Annotated in this window: 8 protein-coding genes; all 8 read left to right on the plus strand. The window is 72.4% G+C overall.

Annotation, left to right across the window (positions count from 1 at the left end):
• The first annotated feature begins 33 nt into the window (after nt 1-33).
• The 8 genes from AB0K28_RS43660 (at nt 34) to AB0K28_RS43695 (ending at nt 20,438) form a co-directional block, all read left to right on the plus strand.
• Nucleotides 34-450: a VOC family protein gene (locus tag AB0K28_RS43660; RefSeq protein WP_364382293.1), complete on the plus strand. Its 417-nt coding sequence runs from the start codon at nt 34-36 to the stop codon at nt 448-450.
• Between the two features lie 420 nt (nt 451-870).
• Complete coding sequence (locus tag AB0K28_RS43665) at nt 871-2,949, plus strand: hypothetical protein (protein WP_364382296.1); 2,079 nt, start codon at nt 871-873, stop codon at nt 2,947-2,949.
• Nucleotides 2,946-4,448, plus strand: coding sequence for a hypothetical protein (locus tag AB0K28_RS43670; RefSeq protein WP_364382299.1), 1,503 nt, complete (start codon nt 2,946-2,948; stop codon nt 4,446-4,448). Before AB0K28_RS43665 ends, AB0K28_RS43670 begins: the two co-directional genes overlap by 4 nt.
• On the plus strand, nt 4,445-9,010 hold the full coding sequence (locus AB0K28_RS43675; RefSeq protein ID WP_364382302.1) for a DUF6603 domain-containing protein: 4,566 nt from the start codon (nt 4,445-4,447) through the stop codon (nt 9,008-9,010). The genes AB0K28_RS43670 and AB0K28_RS43675 overlap by 4 nt, the downstream gene beginning before the upstream one ends.
• 29 nt (nt 9,011-9,039) lie before the next feature.
• Nucleotides 9,040-10,209, plus strand: a complete 1,170-nt coding sequence (locus tag AB0K28_RS43680) for a kelch repeat-containing protein (protein ID WP_364382305.1) — start codon at nt 9,040-9,042, stop codon at nt 10,207-10,209.
• On the plus strand, nt 10,206-13,379 hold the full coding sequence (locus tag AB0K28_RS43685; protein ID WP_364382308.1) for a hypothetical protein: 3,174 nt from the start codon (nt 10,206-10,208) through the stop codon (nt 13,377-13,379). The genes AB0K28_RS43680 and AB0K28_RS43685 overlap by 4 nt, the downstream gene beginning before the upstream one ends.
• Nucleotides 13,376-18,646, plus strand: a complete 5,271-nt coding sequence (locus AB0K28_RS43690; RefSeq protein WP_364382311.1) for a hypothetical protein — start codon at nt 13,376-13,378, stop codon at nt 18,644-18,646. Before AB0K28_RS43685 ends, AB0K28_RS43690 begins: the two co-directional genes overlap by 4 nt.
• Entirely contained in the window at nt 18,639-20,438 is a 1,800-nt protein-coding gene (locus AB0K28_RS43695) for a hypothetical protein (protein ID WP_364382314.1), read from the plus strand. Before AB0K28_RS43690 ends, AB0K28_RS43695 begins: the two co-directional genes overlap by 8 nt.
• Nucleotides 20,439-20,458: the final 20 nt, after the last annotated feature.

Consider the following 20,458-nt stretch of genomic DNA (forward strand, 5'->3'; position numbering starts at 1 on the left):
GTTCAGAGACCGCCCACACGATAGGAGCCCGGTATGGCACGTCTTCAGCAGGTCGTCGTCGATTGCGAGACTCCGTCCGCGCTGGCCCGGTTCTGGGCAGCCGCGCTGGACGAGTTCGACATCCGGCCCTACGACGAGGCGGAGATCGACCGCCTCGCCTCGCTCGGCTACACGCCGGAGACCGATCCGAGCGTCATCCTCGACGGACCCCACCTCGAGATCTGCTTTCAGAAGGTCCAGCTCGAGCCGCGGTCGAAGACGCCCGTGCATTTCGACATCGTGTCCGCGGACTGGCTGGCGGAGATCGACCGCCTGGCCGGCCTGGGCGCGACCGTCAAGGAGCGGTTCGAGTCCCATGCCTGGATGCGGGATCCGGAGGGCAACGACTTCTGCGTCGTCGACGGCGATCACGGGGGCTCCGGCCTGCAGCACGGGGGCTCGTTGACGTGAAGACCTGATCCAGGTGGATCGCCGCTGGGCGGCGCCATTCCCGTACGCGGCACAAATACCACAACCGGACAAATCCCGAAATGTCACCTTGAATGCCCGAGCATTTTAGACGAAGATCTTTTCTTACATATCTGCCGACTTTTAAGTGGGTCAACTCATTTCTTCGAAATACTTGCCGCCGCCTCATTTCGCGGGTCCAATGAACTCGTAACCTGCGAGCCGAGATGCGCAGCCATCCCGACCGAATGAGGTGATGCGCGTGGCATCTCCCATGAAGGGCACCACTTCAGCCCGTTCTCGCGGGCAGACGAGATGAGTGACGATCCCGTCGGTGGTGAAGGGCGACTTTCCCTCCACGAGCTTCTCGAACCGCGCGCCGTCCCGCACTCCAGCACGCCCAGCGTGCATGCGGGAAAGGGAGTGACACGCGGCAAGCTCGGCCATTTCGACCAGGGCACAGCCGGACTGATCGTCAGGAAGCCGGGCGTGCCGGGCCGCTACATGCTGACGTGCGCGCACGTCCTCGGCCTGGCGCCGTCCGCGGACGCGGCCGAGGACACCAAGGTGGTGTACTCACCGGAGCTGAGCAAGTGCTGCGAGATCGAGTGCAACAATCCGATCGGCACCGTGGTACGGGAGACCCTTGATCAGCTGATGGACAAGTCCATCCAGGCCAAGGTCAGGATCGGCCAGGTCGATTTCGCGGTGGACGCCGCGCTCGTCGAGCTCGCCGCCAAGACGGACGCGTCCAACGAGCTGCCGAAGATCGGCATGATCGCGGGGGTTCGTGACCTCATCGCGGAATGGACGCTCTCGGCGTCCGAACCGTCGCCCGACGGCGCGCTGTCGCTGCCCGTCGAACGCCACATCCCGGTGCAGAAGTACGGCGCGAAGACCCAGTTCTCCCGCGGCAAGATCGTCGCGCTGAAACGGGTGCCGATCAAAGAGGCCGGCGGCGAGGGACAGGCGTGGGTGTTCGAGGTCGAGGTCGTGCCTCCTCCCGGCCAGGAGCCGGTCACCGAGTACCGGCTGGACATGGAGCGGTATCTCACCGCGGACCCGACGAGCACCCCGCAGAAGATCAAGGCGCACTTCGACCAGTCCGGTCTGACCGTTACGGTCGGCGGCACCGCCGCCGTGCCGACGCTGATCGTCAGAGGCAAGCACTTCTCGGAGCCCGGAGACTCCGGCACCCCCATCGTCGACGACGACCGCAAGGTGGTGGGCATCCTCGCCCAGGGCCTCAAACAGACCATTCTCGTCACGGGGCTGAGCGCCCCCGTCGAGATCCTCACCGGACGCTCCCAAGGCATCTTCGTCGGGGCCGCGTTCCAGCACCTGAACGTCGAGCTGGCTCCCCCCGGCGTGACCACGGCCGGCAACGCGGTCGCCGTCCCCGGAATGGCCATCAGGCGCGGCGGGCGCCCGCTGGACTGGTCGGCGGTCCACGCCGCATGGACCTCCCTGGAACGCAGCGAGCTGGGCGAACGGCTGGGCAAGGTGATCCGCCGGCACGTGACCGAGGTCCGTGAGCTGGTGCATCACAACCGGCGCGTCATGGTCACCTGGCACCGCCGCAAAGGGCCGGCGTACGTCAACGCCGTCCTGCGCGGCGCCGAGCGGCCGGACCGGCCGCTCCCGGCGGAGATCGACGGGGTGAGCCCGGTGGACACGCTGACCGCGATGCGCGACGTGCTGATGAGGGAGGGCAGCGAGGGGCTGCGCGCCGACCTCGCCGCCCACGGCGAGTACATCCTGGACCTGGTGCGACGGGCGACCTCGCCCGACGGGACGCTGAGCCTGCCAGGTCTCATGGGGCCGCCGGCGGTGCGGATCGTCAACGCCCGCGGTGTGCCGGGCGTCGCCTCCGTCCTCGTACGCGACGCAGGAGGCGCCCCGCACCTGCTGACCGGCCACCACGTGCTCCACGGATCCGGTGCTCAGGCCGGGGACGTCGTCTGGGCGCTGCCGTCCGACGGCGACGAGCCCGTCCGGCTGGGGCAGGCCGGGCTCGGCCACCTCGGCACCGTCAAGCATGACGGCGAGGAGTACTTCGTCGACGCCGCGCTCGTCAGGCTCGACGACGTGCGGCACCTGCCCGGCTGGCTGCGGCTCGCGCTCGCCGGTCCGTGGCCGGTGGAGGTCGCCCGCCCCGAGCCGAAGGCGCTGGTGTGCAAGCACGGGCCGGGCACCGGCCGCACCGACGGCGTCCTCCTCGACGTCGCCTACTTCGACCGGCCGTTCATCGACGGCCGCGAGTTCCGCGCGCCGGGGCAGCTGCTGGTCGGGCCGCGCGATCCAGGGCGGGCCTTCTCGACGTCGGGCGACTCGGGCGCGGCGCTGCTGGACGAGCGGCGCCGCCTCGTCGGGCTGCTCTGGGGAGCCACCGCGGGCGGCGACGGCGTCGCCTGCCCCATCGCACCGGTGCTGGACCGCCTCGGTGTGACACCGGTCGGATCGGCCGAACCCGTGGGAGCGGGCCGGGAGGAGTCGCCATGAGCACGGTGGAGAATCTCGGGGCGCCACTCCCGATGGCGGCGGCCGCTCCGCCGTTCGTCTCGGCCGGCGCGAGCATCGAGACCAATCACGGCAAAGGGCCCGGTTCGCTGGGCTGTTTCGCCCGCGACAGCAGCGGCCATCCCGTTCTGCTGAGCTGTTCCCACGTCCTGTTCCCCGGGTTCAAGGTCATCGGCGACATGGCCGTCCACTCCCCCGACTACAGCTCCTGCTGCTCGGGCGGCGTACGGATCGGCCGTCCCGTCTACGACCCGAACCAGAAGGCCCAGCCCATCGAGGGCGGCGAGTGGGTGGGCGGCTACCGCGAAGGGCAGTGGACGGGCGGCTTCAACTGGATCCCGGCCAAGGTCCGGGTGCTGGGAACGGTGGTGAACGGCCACGCCAGCGAGACCGACTGCGCGATGGCCCGGCTCGACCCCGGTGTCATGTTCCGCAACGTCTGGCAGGTCGACCTCGGTGGCACGGTGACCACGATCCCGATCAAGGGGGCGGTCACCGACGGTCTCGGCATCGGCAAGGGCCCGGTCCTGGGAACGTTGCCGAGCCACGAGCAGTATGTGCGGGTCTACAACGCCGTCAACGGGCGGCTGAAGTACGGCACCATGCTGAGCAACACGCTCACCGAGCCCGACGTCTCCGATCCCGACCGCATCATCATGCGGGTGGGGATGTCCGATCCCAGTGACCATAAGGCCGGGTCCATGACCAACGTCAATCAGTTCATGATCCTGCCGAGGCCCAGCCCGATCCCCGGGCAGTCGCTGGAGGACAGCTACCGCAACGGTGAGGAGCTGACCTTCGAAGGCGGCGACTCGGGCAGCGTGGTGATCAATCACGAGAACCGCGTCATAGCGATCATCATCCGAGCGAGCCCGATCGACAAGTTCTTCAAGCTCGACCGGTCCGCGCCCGAGTTCGCGAACGTCGGCAATCTCGGCGTCGCAACGCCCATCGGCAAGGTCCTGGAGCGGCTCCAGGTGGAGATCCCCGCCGTCGAGGACGGCTGGTCGGGCGCCGCTCCCAGTGCCGGCGCCGCGGTGCACCTCGTCGTGGGCCGGCCTCCGTCCGCGGCCGAGCTGGCCCGGCGGCGCGGGGTGGCGGAGCTGCGTGACCAGCTGCGTACCAGCCTGCTCGGGCGGCTGCTGCTGGGCAAGATCGGACAGCACCGGAGGGAGGTGCGGGAGTTGCTCAGGTCGGAACGCCACATCGCCGCCGCCTGGCAGGCCCTGCAGGGGGCGGCCTTCTACCATCACTGCGTGCGCGGCGTCCGCACTCCCGGGCACCCGATCCCGACGGTGATCAACGGCGTGAGCCGCGCCCGGCTGGCCGGCACCATGCTCTCCCTGCTGCTCCAGCACGCCGGGCCCGCGCTCCGCCGCGACCTCGAACGCTACGGGCAGAAACTCATCGACGCGCTGCTGCCGGTCGAGACGATGCAGGACGTCCCCGCCGCGCTCGCCCGCCCGCGAGCGCGGTCGTGACCGGTGAGCGGGGCAGCCTCGACGGGCTGCTCGGCCAGCTGTCCACGCTGCTGTCCCCGCTGACCGGCCTCTCCCCGGCCGGGGCGCGCGAGTTCTTCGCCGGCGTCGGGCTGCCGCTGACGGACGCGCAGGCCACCACCATCGCGCCGGCGCTCAACGCCACCACCGGATCCGTCGGCTTCCTCCTCGAGTTGCTGCGCGAGATCGAGGAAGCGGCAGAGGCCGAGCAGTGGGACGAGGTCCTGCGCCGGATCGCGCGCGCCGGCGGCCAGGTCAGCGCGGTCATCTCCGGCTTCGACGGCCTGAAGACCGCGCTGGCGGGCCTGAACCTGCCCGGCGCGGAGCCGATCCTGGCGACGTTCCCGCAGCGGGTGTTCAACCTGCTGCTCGCCGACTACCTGGGCCGGCAGCAGGGCGTCAACGAGCTGCTGGAGTTCCTGGGCGTCCTGGTGCGTACGGACCGCAACGTCGGCCTGTTCGACCCGCAGAAGCCGTTCCACACCGAGAACGACTTCCACTTCGACCGCATCGGCGGCTGGCTGCGCGACCCGAACGCCCAACTGGCCGCCCTGTACGACTGGAACGCGCCGGGCTTCGACGGCACCAAGCTCCTCGCCGTGCTCGACCGGATCGCCGCGTACGCGGGACTGCCGTCGCTCTTCGACCAGAGCGCCACCCCGCCCACTCTGGACCTGATCTTCGCCTCGTTCGTCCCGCGCGCCGACCTCGACCCGCCGGGCATCGCGCTGGAGCTGCCGCAAGGGCTGAGCACGGGATCGGTCGAGCGCAGGGGCGAGGCATGGACCTTCACGCTGCGCCTGGACGCCGACATCCCGGTGGACACGGCACTGGTGTTCCAGCCCGGCGGAGCCAAGGTCGAGCCGCCGCCCGGCACCACCGTCGCGGGAACGGCCGAGGTGACCCACAGCTACCGCCGCGACCCCGCCGACCCGGTGGTCCTGCTGTCGCTACCCGGCGGCAGCCGCATCTCGGTGGAGCAGGTGGACGTGACGCTGCGGCTGCGCGCCGAGCCGGACGGGCGGCTGGAGGTGCAGCTGGGGGCGCTGCTGCAACGCGGCAAGGTCCTCATCACCCTGGGCGGCGGTGACGGGTTCATCGCGAAGCTGCTCAGTGACGTACGGATCGAGAGCGGCTTCGAGCTGGGCGCCCGCTTCGGCCTGGCCGACGGCCTGCGCTTCGACGGCAGCGGCGGCCTGGAGGTGCGGCTCGCCTCCCACGCCGCCCTCGGCCCCGTCGACCTGTCGGCGCTCACGCTGCGGGTGGGCATCGAGGACGGCGCGTTCACCCTCGGCCTCACCACGGATCTGAAGGCCGCTCTCGGGCCGATCACGGGCGCCGTCCAGGGGCTGGGCATCGAGATCCCGTTCGCCTTGACGCCTGACGGCAAGGGCAGCCTCGGGCCGGTCGACGTGCGGCCCCGCCCGAAACCGCCGACGGGTGTCGGGCTGTCCATGGACCTCGGCATCGTCAGCGGCGGCGGGTTCCTCTTCTTCGACCCCGACCGCGGCGAGTACGCGGGCGCCCTGGCCTTCCGGCTGGCCGGGTTCATCGACGTGAAGGCGATCGGGCTGATCTCCACCCGCATGCCGGACGGCACGCAGGGCTTCTCACTGCTGATCATCCTGACGGCCGAGTTCGGCGGGATCGGCCTGCAACTGGGGTACGGGTTCACCCTGCTCGCCGTCGGCGGCCTGCTCGGACTCAACCGCGGCATGAACCTCGGGGCGCTGGCCGAAGGGGTGCGCACCGGCGGCGTCGAGTCGGTCATGTTCCCCAAGGACGTGGTCGCCAACGCGCCGCGCATCCTCAGCGACCTGCGGGCCTTCTTCCCGCCCGAGCAGGACACCTTCCTGGTCGGCCCCATGGTGAAGCTCGGCTGGGGCACCCCGACCCTGATCAGTGTCTCGGTCGGCGTCATCGTCGAGATCCCGGGCAACATCGCGATCATCGGCGTCCTGCGCTGCGTCCTGCCCGCCAAGGAGCTGCCGCTGCTGGTGCTGCAGGTCGCCTTCATCGGCGCGCTGGAGTTCGACAAGCAGCGGCTGTGGTTCTACGCCCAGCTGTTCGAGTCGCGCATCCTGTTCATGACGATCGAGGGCGGCATGGGCCTGCTCGTCGGCTGGGGCGAGGGCGACCTCGTGCTGTCGGTGGGCGGCTTCCATCCCTCGTTCAAACCGCCGCCGCTGCCGTTCCCGGTGCCGCCGCGCATCTCGGTCGACATCATCAACCAGCCGTTCGCCCGCATCCGCGTGTCCGGCTACTTCGCCGTCACCAGCAACACCGTGCAGTTCGGTGCGAGCGCCGAGCTGGTGCTGGGCTTCGAGGACTTCGGCCTGCAGGGCCACCTCAGCTTCGACGCGCTGTTCCGGTTCTCGCCCTTCGCGTTCGTCATCGACATCGCGGCGCACGTGTCGCTCAAGGCCTTCGGCGTCGGCTTGTTCAGCATCCACCTCAGGTTCCAGCTGGAGGGCCCGGCCCCGTGGCGGGCGCGCGGGCGCGGGTCGATCTCGCTGCTGTTCTTCGAGATCTCCGCGGACTTCGAGCTGACCTGGGGCGAGAGCGACAATCCGACGCTGCCGCCGATCGACGTCCTGCCGCTGCTCTGCGACGAGATCGGCAAGGTGGAGGGCTGGGCGACCAGGCTGCCGAACGGCGCCACCCAGGCGCTGGTCAACCTGCGCACGCTGCCGGAGACCGATCAGCTCGTGCTGCACCCGCTCGGCACGCTCTTCGTCCACCAGCGGCTGATCCCGCTCAACGTGCGCATCGACCGGGTCGGCGCGCAGCGGCCGCGCGACGGCAAGCGGTTCGGCATCGCGCCGGCGCCCGACAGCGGCCTGGTGCAGGTGTCGGTCCAGGACGACAAGTTCGCCATGGCGCAGTTCCAGGACGTGGACGACGCCGCCAAGCTGACCATGGCCCCGTACGAGGACCAGGACGCCGGCCTCGAACTCACCGCCCTGCAAGGGACGCTCGCCTCGGCGCGCGCGGTGCGCCGCAGCGCCCGCTACGAGCTCATGGTGATCGACAGCAAGGCTCGCGGCGCGACCGAGCTGCGGGCCGCGCGTACGGCGCCGCTGCCGGACACCGCGCCAACCCGCACGAAGCGGCTCTACAGCGTCAGCCCCGCGGTGTTCCGGCCGCTGCTCGACGGCGCCAGCACCAGCCGCTCCCCGCTGTCCCGGCACGAGGCGGCACTCCGCCAGCCTTTCGCCACGGAGGACACCCTCCAGGTGACCGGGCAGCGCTACGTCGTCGCCCACAAACGCAACAACCAGCAGGCGTTCCCGCCGATCGCCGCCGGCGCGTCGAGCTTCCGCAGCCGGACCACGGCGGCCGAGGCACTCGCCGCGTGGGTGGAGGCCGAACCGAGCCTGGCCGGCGCCCTGCACGTGATCCCTTCGTCGGAGGCCGCGGGCACCGCGCCCGTCCCCGGCGGCTGGAGCGACGGCGCGGCGCTGCCGGCCGCCGCCGCCACGGACACCGAGGTCCTGCTGTCCGGCGGCCGCGTGCTGCTCGCGGGCGGCGCGGACGCGACAGGAACACCGCTCACCACCAGTACGGTCTTCGATCCCGTCGCCGGTACGTGGACGCCGACCGGCCTACTCACGACCGCCCGCCACCTGCACTCCCTGACCCGGCTCTCCGACGGGCGAGTGCTGGCCTTCGGCGGAACGGCAGAGGACGGCTCCGCCCTGGCCGCCGCCGAGGTGTACGACCCGATCGCCGAACGCTGGACGACCGTCCCGGCGGGGACGTTCACGCCGATCGCCCGCCACGGGCACACCGCCACCCTGCTGGCCGCACAGAAGGTCCTGGTCACCGGAGGCACGGGACGCCGTGACGGCGAACCTGCCGTCCTGGACTCCGCCCACCTGTTCGACCCCGCCACGGGCACCTGGCAGGACACCGCGCCGATGACCGACGCCCGTACCGGGCATCAGGCCGTCCGGCTGCGCGACGGCCGGATCCTCGTCATCGGCGGCGCGCTGCTCACCGGCTCCGGCCGCGCCGCGCTCGCCTACTGCGAGATCTACGCCCCGGCCACCGGCACCTGGACACCGGCCGGCAGCCTCGCCACCCCGCGCGCCGGCCACCAGGCGACCCTGCTGCCGAACGGCACGGTCCTCGTCACCGGCGGCGACAGCCTCGCAGGACGGCACGGGACCACGTACAGGGCGGGCAGCCTGGACAGCGCGGAGCTCTACAACCCCGCCACCGACAGGTGGACACCGGTCGCGCCCATGCCGGGCGGGCGCAGCCGCCACCGCGCGGTCCTGCTGCCGACCGGCAAGGTGCTGGTCCTCGGCGGCACGAGCGGCCCGCGCTTCGCCGCCGGTTTCCGCAACGCCGCCACCTACGACCCCGCCACCGACACCTGGACGGGCACCGGCGCCCTGGCCGCAGGCCGCTGGGACTTCGCCGCGCTGCTCCTCACCGACGGGCGCGTCCTCGCCGCGGGCGGCCGCGTACGGGCGGGCGCGGCGGCACCGGAAGGCCAGGACGTCCTGACGCCCACGGCCGAGATCTTCACCCCATGAACGCACCGACGACGAAGGGTCTGCCAGCCATGACCAGCACAATCTTGGCGGCCACCGGGAAATGGCGCGACACCGGCGCGCTGCCGGCCGCCGCCGCATGGTACGGCCAGCACGACGGCGCGATCGTGCTCGGCACCGGCAAGGTCCTCGTTGCGGGCGGCGCGGACGGCGCGTCCGCCGCCCTCGGGCAGGCCGCGCTCTACGACCCCGAGGACGGCACCTGGTCGGCCACCGGATCCCTGCGCACACCCCGGCGGCTGCACACCACGACCCAGCTGCCCGACGGCAAGGTGCTGGTCGCCGGAGGCATCAGCGGGTCGGCGCAGTTCCCCGCGCCCGGCCTGGCCGCAGCGGAGATCTACGACCCGGAGTCCGGGGAGTGGACCAGCACCGGAGCGATGAAGGGCGCCCGATGGGGCCACAGCGCCGTCCTGGTCGACGGCAAGGTCCTGGTCGCCGGCGGCACGACGCTCCGTTCTGGGCAGTCGGTGAGGGCGCTGCGCACGGCCGAGCTGTACGACCCGGACGAGGGAACCTGGACCGAGACCACCGACATGACCGACGCCCGCAGCGGGCACCCGGCGGTGGTCCTCGCGAACGGCCGGGTCCTGATCGCCGGGGGCACCGTGCCGATCGCCCGCGACGAGGACGCCGCCCTGTCCTACTGCGAGCTCTACAACCCGGCCGACGAGACCTGGACGCCGACCGGCGCGCTGCTCGCGCCCCGCGCCTGGCACCAGGCCACGGCGCTGTCCGGCGGCGCGAGCGCGCTGGTCACCGGCGGGCGCGCGCCGGGCGGGCCGGGCGACGGCACGTTCGACCCGTTCAGCCGGGCGGGCGCCGAGCTGTACGTCCAGGACACCGGGACATGGACCCCCGTGCAGGACCTGCCGGGCGGGCGCGCGCTGCACCGCGCGGTCCCGCTCGGCTCGGGCAAGGTGCTGGTGGTCGGCGGCGGCGACAACGCCCAGAACGACGTCGGCTTCGCCAGCGCCGCCGTCTACGACGCCGCCACCCGCAGCTGGTCGCCGGCGGGCGGGCTGGCGACGGGCCGGTGGGCGTTCGCGGCGGCACCGCTGTCCGGCACGCTCGTGCTGGTGGCCGGCGGAGTCGTCCGGTCCGGGATCGCCGCCGCGCAGCCCGGTACGCAGGAGCTGACCGCGAGCGCGGAGATCTTCGACCTCGAAGGCGCCCCATGACCGACAACGCCTACACCTTTCTGCCCTGGCTCAGGTCCGGCATCGCCACCAGGATCACCACCGACCCGGTCGACACGTCACGCGCCACCATCCCGGTCACGCTGCGGGTGAGCGGCGAGGCGATCGGCTCGGCGGCCCCGATCAGCCGCGACGTGTCGCGGACCGTGCAGATCTACGGTCCCGGGGACGTCGTCGGCGTGGATCCGCGGGCGGTCTCCCGTACCGAGCCGCGGTCGTGGATCACCAACGTCGAGCCCAACTACCTCGCGCACATCGAGTTCTACGACGAGGACTTCCCCTGGCGCTACAGCCCGGCCGCGCCCGACGCCGCCACCAAGCGGCTGCGGCCCTGGCTGGCGCTGATCGTGCTCGCCGGTGGGGAGGACTCGGCGGCGGTGGACGGCGCCGAGTTCAAGGACGGCACCGCGACGGGCCGGCCACTGCCGTTCATCACGGTCACCGAACCGGCCGCGCTGCCGCCGCCCGCGCAGCTGGGGGCGTGGGCGCACGTCCACGTGGACGGCTCGCTCGACACGCCGGTGGCCTCCGACGACATGGCCAGGGTCCTGCCCGCACTGCGGCGGGTCCTCGGCGTCAACGCCGACCGGGCCTGCTCCCGGCTGATCTGCCCGCGACGCCTCGAACCGAACACCGCCTACCACGCGTTCCTGGTGCCGGCGTTCGAGACGGGACGGCTCGCCGGCCTCGGGCTGGATCCGGCGCGTGCGCCCGGCGCTCTGCACCCGGCGTGGGGCCAGGCGTACCCGGGGCAGGAGGCGGCGGGCGACCTGCCGTACTACCACCGGTGGTTCTTCTCCACCGGCAGCGCCGGCGACTTCGAGTACCTCGTACGGCTGCTCGTGCCGAAGGAGCCGCTGGACGAGAGCGTCGGCCGCCGCGACCTCGACGTGCACCGGCCGCCCGGGGCCGGGCTGCCGGGCATCACCGTGCCGGCGGAGCTGGGCGGGGTGCTGAAGCTGGGCGGCGCCCTGCGGGTGCCCGAGCGGCCGGAGGACCTCTACGACAAGTGGGACGACCTGCGAGAGCTCGGCTTCACCTATCCGCACCCCTTCCAGCAGGCGCTGGCCAAACTGATCAACCTCGCCGACGACTACCTGGTGCAGGACCCGGTCTCGGCACACAACGCTCTGGCCGCCGAAGCCACCGGACCCGACCCCGTCATCACGCCACCTTTGTACGGCCGCTGGCACGCGCCGGCTTCCCGGCTGCTCACCGAGCGTGACGGCACCCCGATCGCGGACGATCGCAACTGGGTGCACCGGCTCAACCTCGACCCCCGGTTCCGGGTGGCGGCGAACCTGGGCGCGCAGGTCGTCCGGAAACGTCAGGAGGAGTTCATGGCGGCGGCGTGGGCGCAGGTCGGGGAGGTCCTGGCGGCCAACGCCAGGATCCGGGCCGCGCAGGTCGCCAGGGAGGTGGGCGAGACGCTGCACGGCAAGCATCTGGTGCCGCCGCCCACTGCTCTGCGCGCGCAGGCGGCGCCGTCCGGCAGGTCGCTCATCCTCACCGCCCCGGCCCATTCCCGGGTGGTCACGCCCGCGGCGGCCTCCGGCCTCGCCGCCGCGACCTCGATAGTGGAGGGCCTCGCCGTCGGGTTCCGGGTGGCGGAGAGCCGGGTCACGTCCGCGCCGGTGTCGGCACCGATGCGCCGCATCACCCGGCCTGGCTCGCGACTGATGCGCGCGCTGCCGTTCAGCGCGGAGCTGCCGCCGGAGGCGCTCGTGCCGAGGATGGACGAGGACACCGGCGGCGTCACCGCGGCCCCGCCCAAGACGCGGCCCGCCGCCGTCGTCACCCCGGCCCAGCTCGACCTGCACCTCCATCCGCCCGGCCCCGCCGTGGCGGAATCTACCCACCCCGTGGACCGGCTCCCCACGAGCAGCAACTTCGTCCTGACGATGCCCGGCGACTCGTTCGTCCCCTCCCCGGGCGGCCCGGACAGCGCCGAGGCGGTGGACTTCAAGAAGGCGCTCAGAGAGCTGTACGAGGCGTGGGACGAGGCCGCCCTGGGCGGCAAGGCCGGCGAACGCGCCAAGCTCGACGTCCCCGACGCCACGGACGCCATGCTGACCGGCCTGCGCGCCGACGAGACCGTGCCCCAGCGGCTGCTCAGCTCGGTGCGGCTGCCGGAGCGGCTCGCGCCGTTCGCCGAACGGTTCCTGGAGGCGATGGCCTATCCCGTCTTCGACCTGCCCATGTACCAGGCGCTGGTCGATCAGTCGGTGGACCTGTTCGTGCCGAACCTGCACAAGGTGCCGCCGAACTCGATCAGCCTGCTGGAAACGAACCAGGAGTTCATCGAGTCGTACATGGTCGGGCTCAACCACGAGATGGCCCGCGAGCTGCTGTGGCGCGAATACCCCACCGACCAGCGCGGCACCCCGTTCCGGCAGTTCTGGGACGTCCGCGCGGTGCGGCCGCTCCAGGGCGAGACGCCCGAGCAGCGCCGCGAACGGCTGTACGACATCCCGCCGATCGCGACCTGGACCAGGCGGTCGAAGCTCGGCGACCACGACCACCGGGACAAGGGCGGGGCGGAAGAGGAGCTGGTGCTGGTCATCCGCGGCGAGCTGCTGAAGAAGTACCCGAACGCGGCGATCTACGCCCACCGGGCGCGATGGGAGCCCAGCGACGCCCAGCCCGATCCGACGAAGGAGCGGGTGCCCGTCGAGCCGGTCGACCCGGCGAACCCGTCGCTCGACGAGATCCGGCTGCCGCTGTACGAGGCCAAGATCGACCCCGACATCTATCTGCTCGGCTTCGACCTCACGGCCAAGGCGGCGAAGGGCGAGCCGGCCCCGGGCAGCGCGGGCTGGTTCTTCGTCATCAAGGAACGCCCTGGAGAGCCCCGGTTCGGCGTGGACGTCGCCCCCGCCGAGCAGCCGTCGCGGGTGGAGGTGTGGAACGACCTGGCGTGGCCCGACCTCGACCCGAACGGGACCGGGTTCATCCAGCTCGACGAGGCCACCGCGCCGGTCGTGCTGCAGGAGTTCGACGACCCGGTGGCGGATGAGGAGAAACGCCTCCAGCACGTCGAGGATCTGTCCCTGCCGCTCTGGCACGGGGCGCTGAGCTCGGCGGATGTCGCGTACATCCTGTTCCAGGCGCCGGTGCTGATGGCTGTACACGCTCAGGAGATGCTGCCGTGACCCTGCCCGACCCGCTGTCCGGCCCGCTGTCCGGCCCGCTGTCCGACCCGCGCGCGGCGCTGACGCTCAGTGACGACTTCCCGCTCCTTCTCGGGCCGGTCAGGATCGAGACGCGCTTCACCGCGACCGAGCTGCTCATCCGGGTGTTCCCCGACGAGTGGTCGATCGACGCGTTCGAGCCGCGTCCCTCGACGGCGGAGGTCGCCGCGGTCGACGCCTACTGGATCGCCGTGTGGCGGGCCGGAGGCGATCCGGCGGTCGAGAACGCCGCCTGGCACGAGCTGACCGGGCGGATTCCGGCGGGCCGCGCCGGCTGGCTGGTGCAGTCACGCGGGCCGGCCAATCCCGCCGAGCAGCCCGCCGGGGTGCAGCCCGGCACGACCGTGCTCGTCGTCGTCACCCCCGCGCCGGTCGCGGCCGGTGACCGGCAGCCGACGATCACGTACTGGAGCGCGGTCTGGCGGGCACGCGGCGATCGGGTGCAACTCCTCGCCGCCGAGACCGCCCTGCTGGCGTCCGTGGGCGCCACGCGCGCCGAGACGATCCGGCGCCGCCGCCCGATCGGCATCGACGACCCGCCGGGGGACGCCGTCCTGGTCGCCTTCCTCGTGCTGCCCGCCCCTCCCCCGGCGGACGTCGCCGCCCGATCGTGGACGCAGGCGGCGAAGGCGCGCCTGCTCCCCGACCGGTTCACCTTCATCGGGCAGGCGGGCGGCGAGACGGTCTTCTCCGAGCTCGGCGGGCCGATCCCCGCCGCGCTGACCGTGAGCCCCGACCCGTCGTCCGCCGACAAACCGAAGGTCAACGAGGTGACCGGCCAGCTTCACGTCCCCGCCGACCTGCTCTGGCTGACCGACTTCGACGCCGCGATCGCGGTGGGCATGGGGATCAGGATCCCGCTGCGTGACGACTTCCGCGGCGGGCTCGACCGGCTGATCGTCTTCGGCGTACGGGAGAGCACCACGCCTCAGCAGACCGCCACCGACCTCGGCGACCTGATCACCCGCCACCTGCGCGGCTCCACCGGCTTCGCCCTGCTGCCCCAGGGCACCCCCACCAACAACAGCGAACAGGCCAACGCCGGTCAGGACGTCGCGGAGGAGGCCGACGCCGTGCGGCGCGCCGCCGTCATCGCGACCGCCGGCTGGACGGACAAGACCGACGGCCAGTGGCTGGCCGAGCTCCTAGGCATCGACCCCGCCGCACTCGCGGGCGCGGCCAACGCCGACGGCACCGACCAGCGGGAGGCCCGCGCCGCGAACATCGCCCTGTGGCCCGCGACCTGGGGCTCGTACCTCCGGACCATGCTGCACCCCATCATCCCGCCGCAGGTGGTGAGCGAGACGCGCGACTTCTTCGTCCGGTACGTCTCCGGGCGCGGCCCGCTGCCCGCGGTGAAGATCGGGCGGCAGCCGTACGGCATCCTGCCGACGACCGCGTTCTCCCGGATGGCCTGGCCCGCGACGGCGACGCACCGGCGCGGGCTCAACGCCCTGCTGACCGCCGCGGCCGAGGACTGGCGGGCCGCCGCGCAGGACGTGCCGCACCTCGGCGCGTTCCCCGGCCCGCACGGGCCCGTCACCGACCCGCACCAGACGCTGCTGGACATCCTGGCCCTGCACCCGACGTCCGCCGAGTACTTCCAGCGCTACGCCCAAAGCGTCGAGGACGTCTACAACCGCGAGAACTTCAGCGGCAACGGCCCCCAGGTCGTCCCCGCGCTGAGCGAGCTGAACATGCCGCAGCCGATCCGCGACCTGCTGCGCAGGCTGGGCCATGCGGGCGCGTCGGCGCCCGACCCCGACCTGATCAGGCGGCTGTTCGTCGAGGAGCAGTATCCGCTGCTCGGCCCGCTCATCGACGACCGGCCGCCGTCGGAGACCCAGCCGGTGCGCGGCTACCTCGAGGACGGCCGCAACTACCTGCGGTGGCTGGCCGACCTCGCGGGCACCGACCTGGAGGACATCCGTCTGGAGCAGGGCTTCGCCGACGACCGGCGCCCGGCCGCGCTGCTCTACCTGCTGCTCCGGCACGCCGTCCTGCTCGGCTGGGAGGACGCCGCGCGCAAGCTCGCCGCCGCCGAGGGCGAGACCGTCCACGCCGCTGATCCGCCGTTCATCCACATCAAGAAGTCGGCCCCGCGGAGCGAGAGCCGCTTCCGCCAGCTGTACGCGCCGGACCAGGACATCACCGGCGATCCTGACACGCTGGTCGTCGACTTCCTCCCCGGCGCGCTCGCCGCCGCGGACCCGGCGACCAGGGAGCTGGCCGAGCAGGTGGCGGCGCTCGACGTGCTGGCGGACGTGCCCACCGCGCGGCTCGAACGGGTCGTGGCCGAGCATCTCGACTGCGCCACGTACCGGCTGGACGCCTGGCGGCTCGGGCTCGTCAACGAGCGGCTCTTCGAGCTGCGCTACGGCCCCGACGGCGGCTCCCCCGCCCAGCGCGGCGTGCACCTGGGCGCGTACGGATGGCTGGAGGACGTCCGGCCGCGCGACAAGGCGCTCACCCCCGTGCAGCTGACCGGCGGCCTCGCCACGCTGTTCCAGCCGGCGGGATCGGCGCCGCTGATGCACGACGCCGCCAACGGCGGATACATCCATGCCCCGTCGCCCGCCCAGGCCACCACCGCCGCCGTGCTGCGCGCCGGCTACATCGCCAACGGCTCGCCCGAGAACCCGACCTGCTTCTCGGTCAACCTCAGCTCCGATCGCGTGCGCGTGGCGCTCGACCTCCTCGACGGACTGCGGCAGGGCCAGTCGCTGGGCGCGCTGCTCGGCCGGCGCTTCGAACGCGCCCTGCACGACCGCCACCCCGACGCCGAGCTGGACGTCTTCCTGGAGGCGCTGCGCGGGGAGTTCCCGCTGCGCTCCGGCAAGCTGTCCGACGCAGAACCCGGCACCCCGCTCGAGCTCATCGAGGCCCGCTCGGTCATCGACGGCCTCGCGCTGGTCCAGCGCGCCACCCGTCCGCCTGCCTTCCCCGAGTACCCCTTCGGCGCGAGCGGCCTGCCGGACGCGAGCGAGGCCCAGGCGAAGGCGATGAACGAGGAGGTGCAGCGGCTGCTCGGCATCCACGACGCGCTGGCCGACCTGGCCGTGGCGGAGGCCGCCCACCAGACGCTGGCGGGCAATCCGGAGCGGGCGGGCGCGACGCTCGACGCGTACGCCAAGGAGGGGTTCTCGCCCGATCCCGCCGTGGTGCGGACCCCGCGCAGCGGTGTCACGCTGACCCACCGGCTGGGCCTGAAGCTGACCTCAGGGCTCGGACCTGAGCACGGGTCAGGGCTCTTCCGCGGCAACGGCCCCCGCGCCCAGGCCGAGCCGGCGATCAACGCCTGGCTGCCCAAACTGCTGCCGCCCCAGGGACAGGTGGCCGCCATGGTCCGCTGGACGGACCCCGTCGACCAGCGGCCCCGCAGCCGCACGGTCACCCAGTTCGACCTCGAACTCCAGCCGATCGACCTGCTGTGGGGCGTGAAGCCCAAGGACGACGCGGCGATGACCGACCTGGACGACCGCATCATCGCCGTCGTCGTGGCCAAGGACCAGCCCAGGCCCGACGCCGAGCTGACCATCCACCACACCGAGCGGGTGCCCGGCAAGCTGACCTTCTTCGAGATCTCGCCGCTCGTCACCGCGCTGCGCTCGCTGATCACCACCTCACGGCCGCTACGGCCGACGGACCTGCTGCCCGCCGCGGGCGCGCAGCCCGTCGACCGCTCCATCGACACCGCCGTCGATCTGCCGAGGAACCGGCCCGCCGCCGTGCGCACGTCGCTCGACCGGCTGCGCCAGGACACCGCCGGCTACCTCGCCACCCTGTCCCCGCTGTTCCCGCCCGCGCCCGCCGAGCCGAACCGCATGGCCGTCCTCAACGGCATCGACACCTTCCTGACCGGGTACGCGAACCTGATCTCCACCGCCGGCGGGTTCGGCATGGTGCGCAGCGGCTGGGGCGAGATGACGCTGTGGCGGCGCATCATGTTCCGCGAAGTGCTGGACGCGGTGGCGGCGACCGCCGTCCGCATGGGCGAGTCGCTCGCCGCGGCCGACGAACTGATCGCCGCCTACGACCGGCTGCCGTCCTCGGCGACGGCCGACGAGCGCTTCCGCCTTCTGCAGCGCGCCGAATGGCTGCTCACCACCAGACCGGCCACGCCGCGCCCCGCCACGCCCGCCCAGCTGCGCACGATCGTCGGCTCCAGGCGCTCGGCCTTCAACACCCGGCTGACCGCGTTGCGGAACATCGCCAAGACCACGAAGAAGACGCTCAGCGGGCTGCTCACCGACGTCGCCGCGCTCCTGCCGCTGACCGACTTCGACCGGACCGGCCTCGACCTGACCCCCTTCCACGACCGGGCCGTCGCCTTCGGCGCGGACCTGCTGGCCCGCGCCCGGGCGCTGCACGCCGAGGTCGTCGAGCGGCTCGCCGCCGCCGGCAAGGCCCTGGACGCCTACGACGAAGCGGTCACCGGCTCCGACCGCGCGCTCGCCGCGACCGACGCGCTGCGGGCCATGCTCGGCGACGACGTCCTCGTGGTGCCCGAGTTCACCGCTCCCGCCCAGCTCCACACCGACTGGAAGAAGGCCCGCAACGACAGCGGCAAGCTGCTGAGCCATCTGGTGCAGGACTCCAGGCGGGACGTCCCCGTGGACGACTGGCTGCACGGGATCGCCCGCGTACGGGACAAGCCCCGGCTGTGGGAGCAGGCCGTGATCATCGCCGACGCGTTGCGCGGCCCCGGCGGCCTGCTCGGCGACCTGCTCGGCTGGGACGAACCCGAGCTGGTGCCCATCCAGCTCCCCTACCGCCAGAACGACACCTGGCTCGGCATGACGTTCGCGCCAGGCGCCACGGTCGATGAGGACCGCCTGCTGTTCACCGCGCACTACGCGCCGGAACCGCTGCTGGGCGGCAACCTGCACAGCGGGCTCCTGCTCGACGAATGGACCGAGGTCATCCCGGCGGACAAGGAGACCACCGCGATCGCCCTCCACTACGACAATCCCGACTCCGAGCCGCCGCAGGCGATGCTGCTCGTCACCCCGCCGGCCAGGACGGGCACCTGGAACGGCGACGACGTGATCGCCGCCATCACCGAGACCCTCGACCTGGCCAGGACGCGCGCCGTGGAACCAGGGCACCTCGACGACACCGCCTACGCCCACCTGCTCCCCGCGACCGTGCTGTCGGCGACCCGCCAGCCGATCACCATCAGCACCGATCTCGCGATCTCGAACCTGCGAGGAAAGTCCCATGGCTGAGCCGCCGCGCATCGAGGACCTGCGCAAAGCGCTGACCGACCGCGCCTTCCCCACCGTCGGCCTGTGGAACAGGATCGAGGGCAGGCCGCGCACCGCCGCGTTCGACCGCGCCCTGCGCGCCGAGGTCCGCGACCCGCTGTGGCTGCTCACCCGGCAGTGGCAGCTCGGCGAGTTCCGCGGCTCTGACGCGGGTACGGCCGTCACCGCCACCTACTCCGTCGCCACCGCGACCCCCTCCCGCTTCCGGGCCGGGTCGGGCCCGGCCCAGGACCTTCCAGGAGACCGGCCGCTGGAGGCGCTGGCCGAACGGCGTGCCGTGCCGTTCGCGGCCGGAGCCGATCCCGTCTCCTACGACCTACGCCTGATCATCGGCCGGCGCTGGCTCAAGCTCCTCGGCCGGCACCTGGCTGTGCAGCACCTGCGCGACGACTACGTCAGTAAGTACCGGATCGCCGCGCCCGACCCCGACGCGGACGCCGACAGCTCCCGCGCCGCCCACGCGGAGGTCTGGTCGTACCTGCAGGCCGTCGCGGACCGCCGCATGGACGGGTACGCGTTCTACCGGCACCTGAAGAGCGGCGGCAACGCCTGGGACGGCATCTCCGGCACGCTCCTGGTGCGCCCGCAGCTGGCCGATCTCGGCGCGTACCTCGTCCGCTGGTTCGACGGGCTGTTCGACCAGCCTGGCGCCGACTCCGCGTGGGACGCCTCCCGCCTCGAACACCGCTTCTCCATCGCCGCCGCGTCCACCGGCGGCGAGAAGGTGCTGACGGCGCAGGAGTATCCCGGCGGGCACCTCGACTGGCACGCGTTCTCCGTCGACCCGGCCGGCCCCCTGGGCGGGACGGCCCCCGCCCACCAGCCCATCAACCGGACCGTCTTCCCCGCGCCCGTCCGCTACTCCGGCATGCCGCTGCCACGCTGGTGGGCCGTCGAGGACGGGCGGACCAACTTCGCCGGCGTCCAGCCCGACCGTACGGACCTGGCCCGGCTGATCTTCCTCGAGTTCGCGCTCGTCTACAGCAACGACTGGCTCCAGCTGCCCTGCGACCTGCCGGCCGGCACGCTGGCCGCCATCCGCGGGCTCGCGGTCACCGACGTCTTCGGGCAACGACTGTGGATCACGCCGGCCGGCGCCGGGCAGGACGAGGACTGGCAGCGGTGGTCGATGTTCACCCTCGACACGATCGGCACGCAGGACGTCGCGGCCGACACCTCCATGTTCCTGCCGCCGACCGTTCCGAAGGTCGCCGAGGGGCCGGTCCTAGAGGAGGTGTCGCTCGTCCGGGACGAGAACGCCAACATGGTGTGGGGCCTGGAGAAGGTCGTCCGGCTGCCTACCGGGGAAGGGCGGCGGGGCAGCGAGGTCGTCGCGGAGATCCTCGCGCACCGGCAGCGGTTCCGTCCCGTGCCTCCTGCGGACCCGCCACGCGCTCCCATCGCTTACCAGGCGATGAGCAGTGTCCCGGAGAACTGGATTCCCTTCATCCCCGTCCACGTCCCCGGCAGCAACCGGGCCATCCGGCTGCAGCGGGCCGCCATGCCGGACGCCGTGGACGGGCGGCTGGTGCGGCCTCGTACGAGCCTGCTGCGCGAAGGGCTCGACGGCGGACAGCCGTACTTCGTGCACGAGGAGGAGGTGACGCCGTCCGGCACCCTGCTGACGCTGGCCTTCAACCGCACCCGCTGGCGCAACGGCCGGGTGTCGGTCTGGCTCAGCGCCCGCCGCGGGCTCGGCCGCGGCGAGGGCTCCAGCGGTCTGTCCTTCGATCGGCTCATCGACACGTCCTGACGTCGTGCTGCTGGTGGGTG

Source organism: Nonomuraea sp. NPDC049504, assembly GCF_040676845.1.
In the GTDB taxonomy this organism is placed as follows: Bacteria; Actinomycetota; Actinomycetes; order Streptosporangiales; family Streptosporangiaceae; genus Nonomuraea; species Nonomuraea salmonea.

Coding starts and splice junctions, on each gene's coding strand:
- AB0K28_RS43685 (WP_364382308.1), top strand. CDS start 10,206: ATGACCGACAACGCCTACACCTTTCTGCCCTGGCTCAGGTCCGGCATC.
- AB0K28_RS43660 (WP_364382293.1), top strand. CDS start 34: ATGGCACGTCTTCAGCAGGTCGTCGTCGATTGCGAGACTCCGTCCGCG.
- AB0K28_RS43680 (WP_364382305.1), top strand. CDS start 9,040: ATGACCAGCACAATCTTGGCGGCCACCGGGAAATGGCGCGACACCGGC.
- AB0K28_RS43695 (WP_364382314.1), top strand. CDS start 18,639: ATGGCTGAGCCGCCGCGCATCGAGGACCTGCGCAAAGCGCTGACCGAC.
- AB0K28_RS43670 (WP_364382299.1), top strand. CDS start 2,946: ATGAGCACGGTGGAGAATCTCGGGGCGCCACTCCCGATGGCGGCGGCC.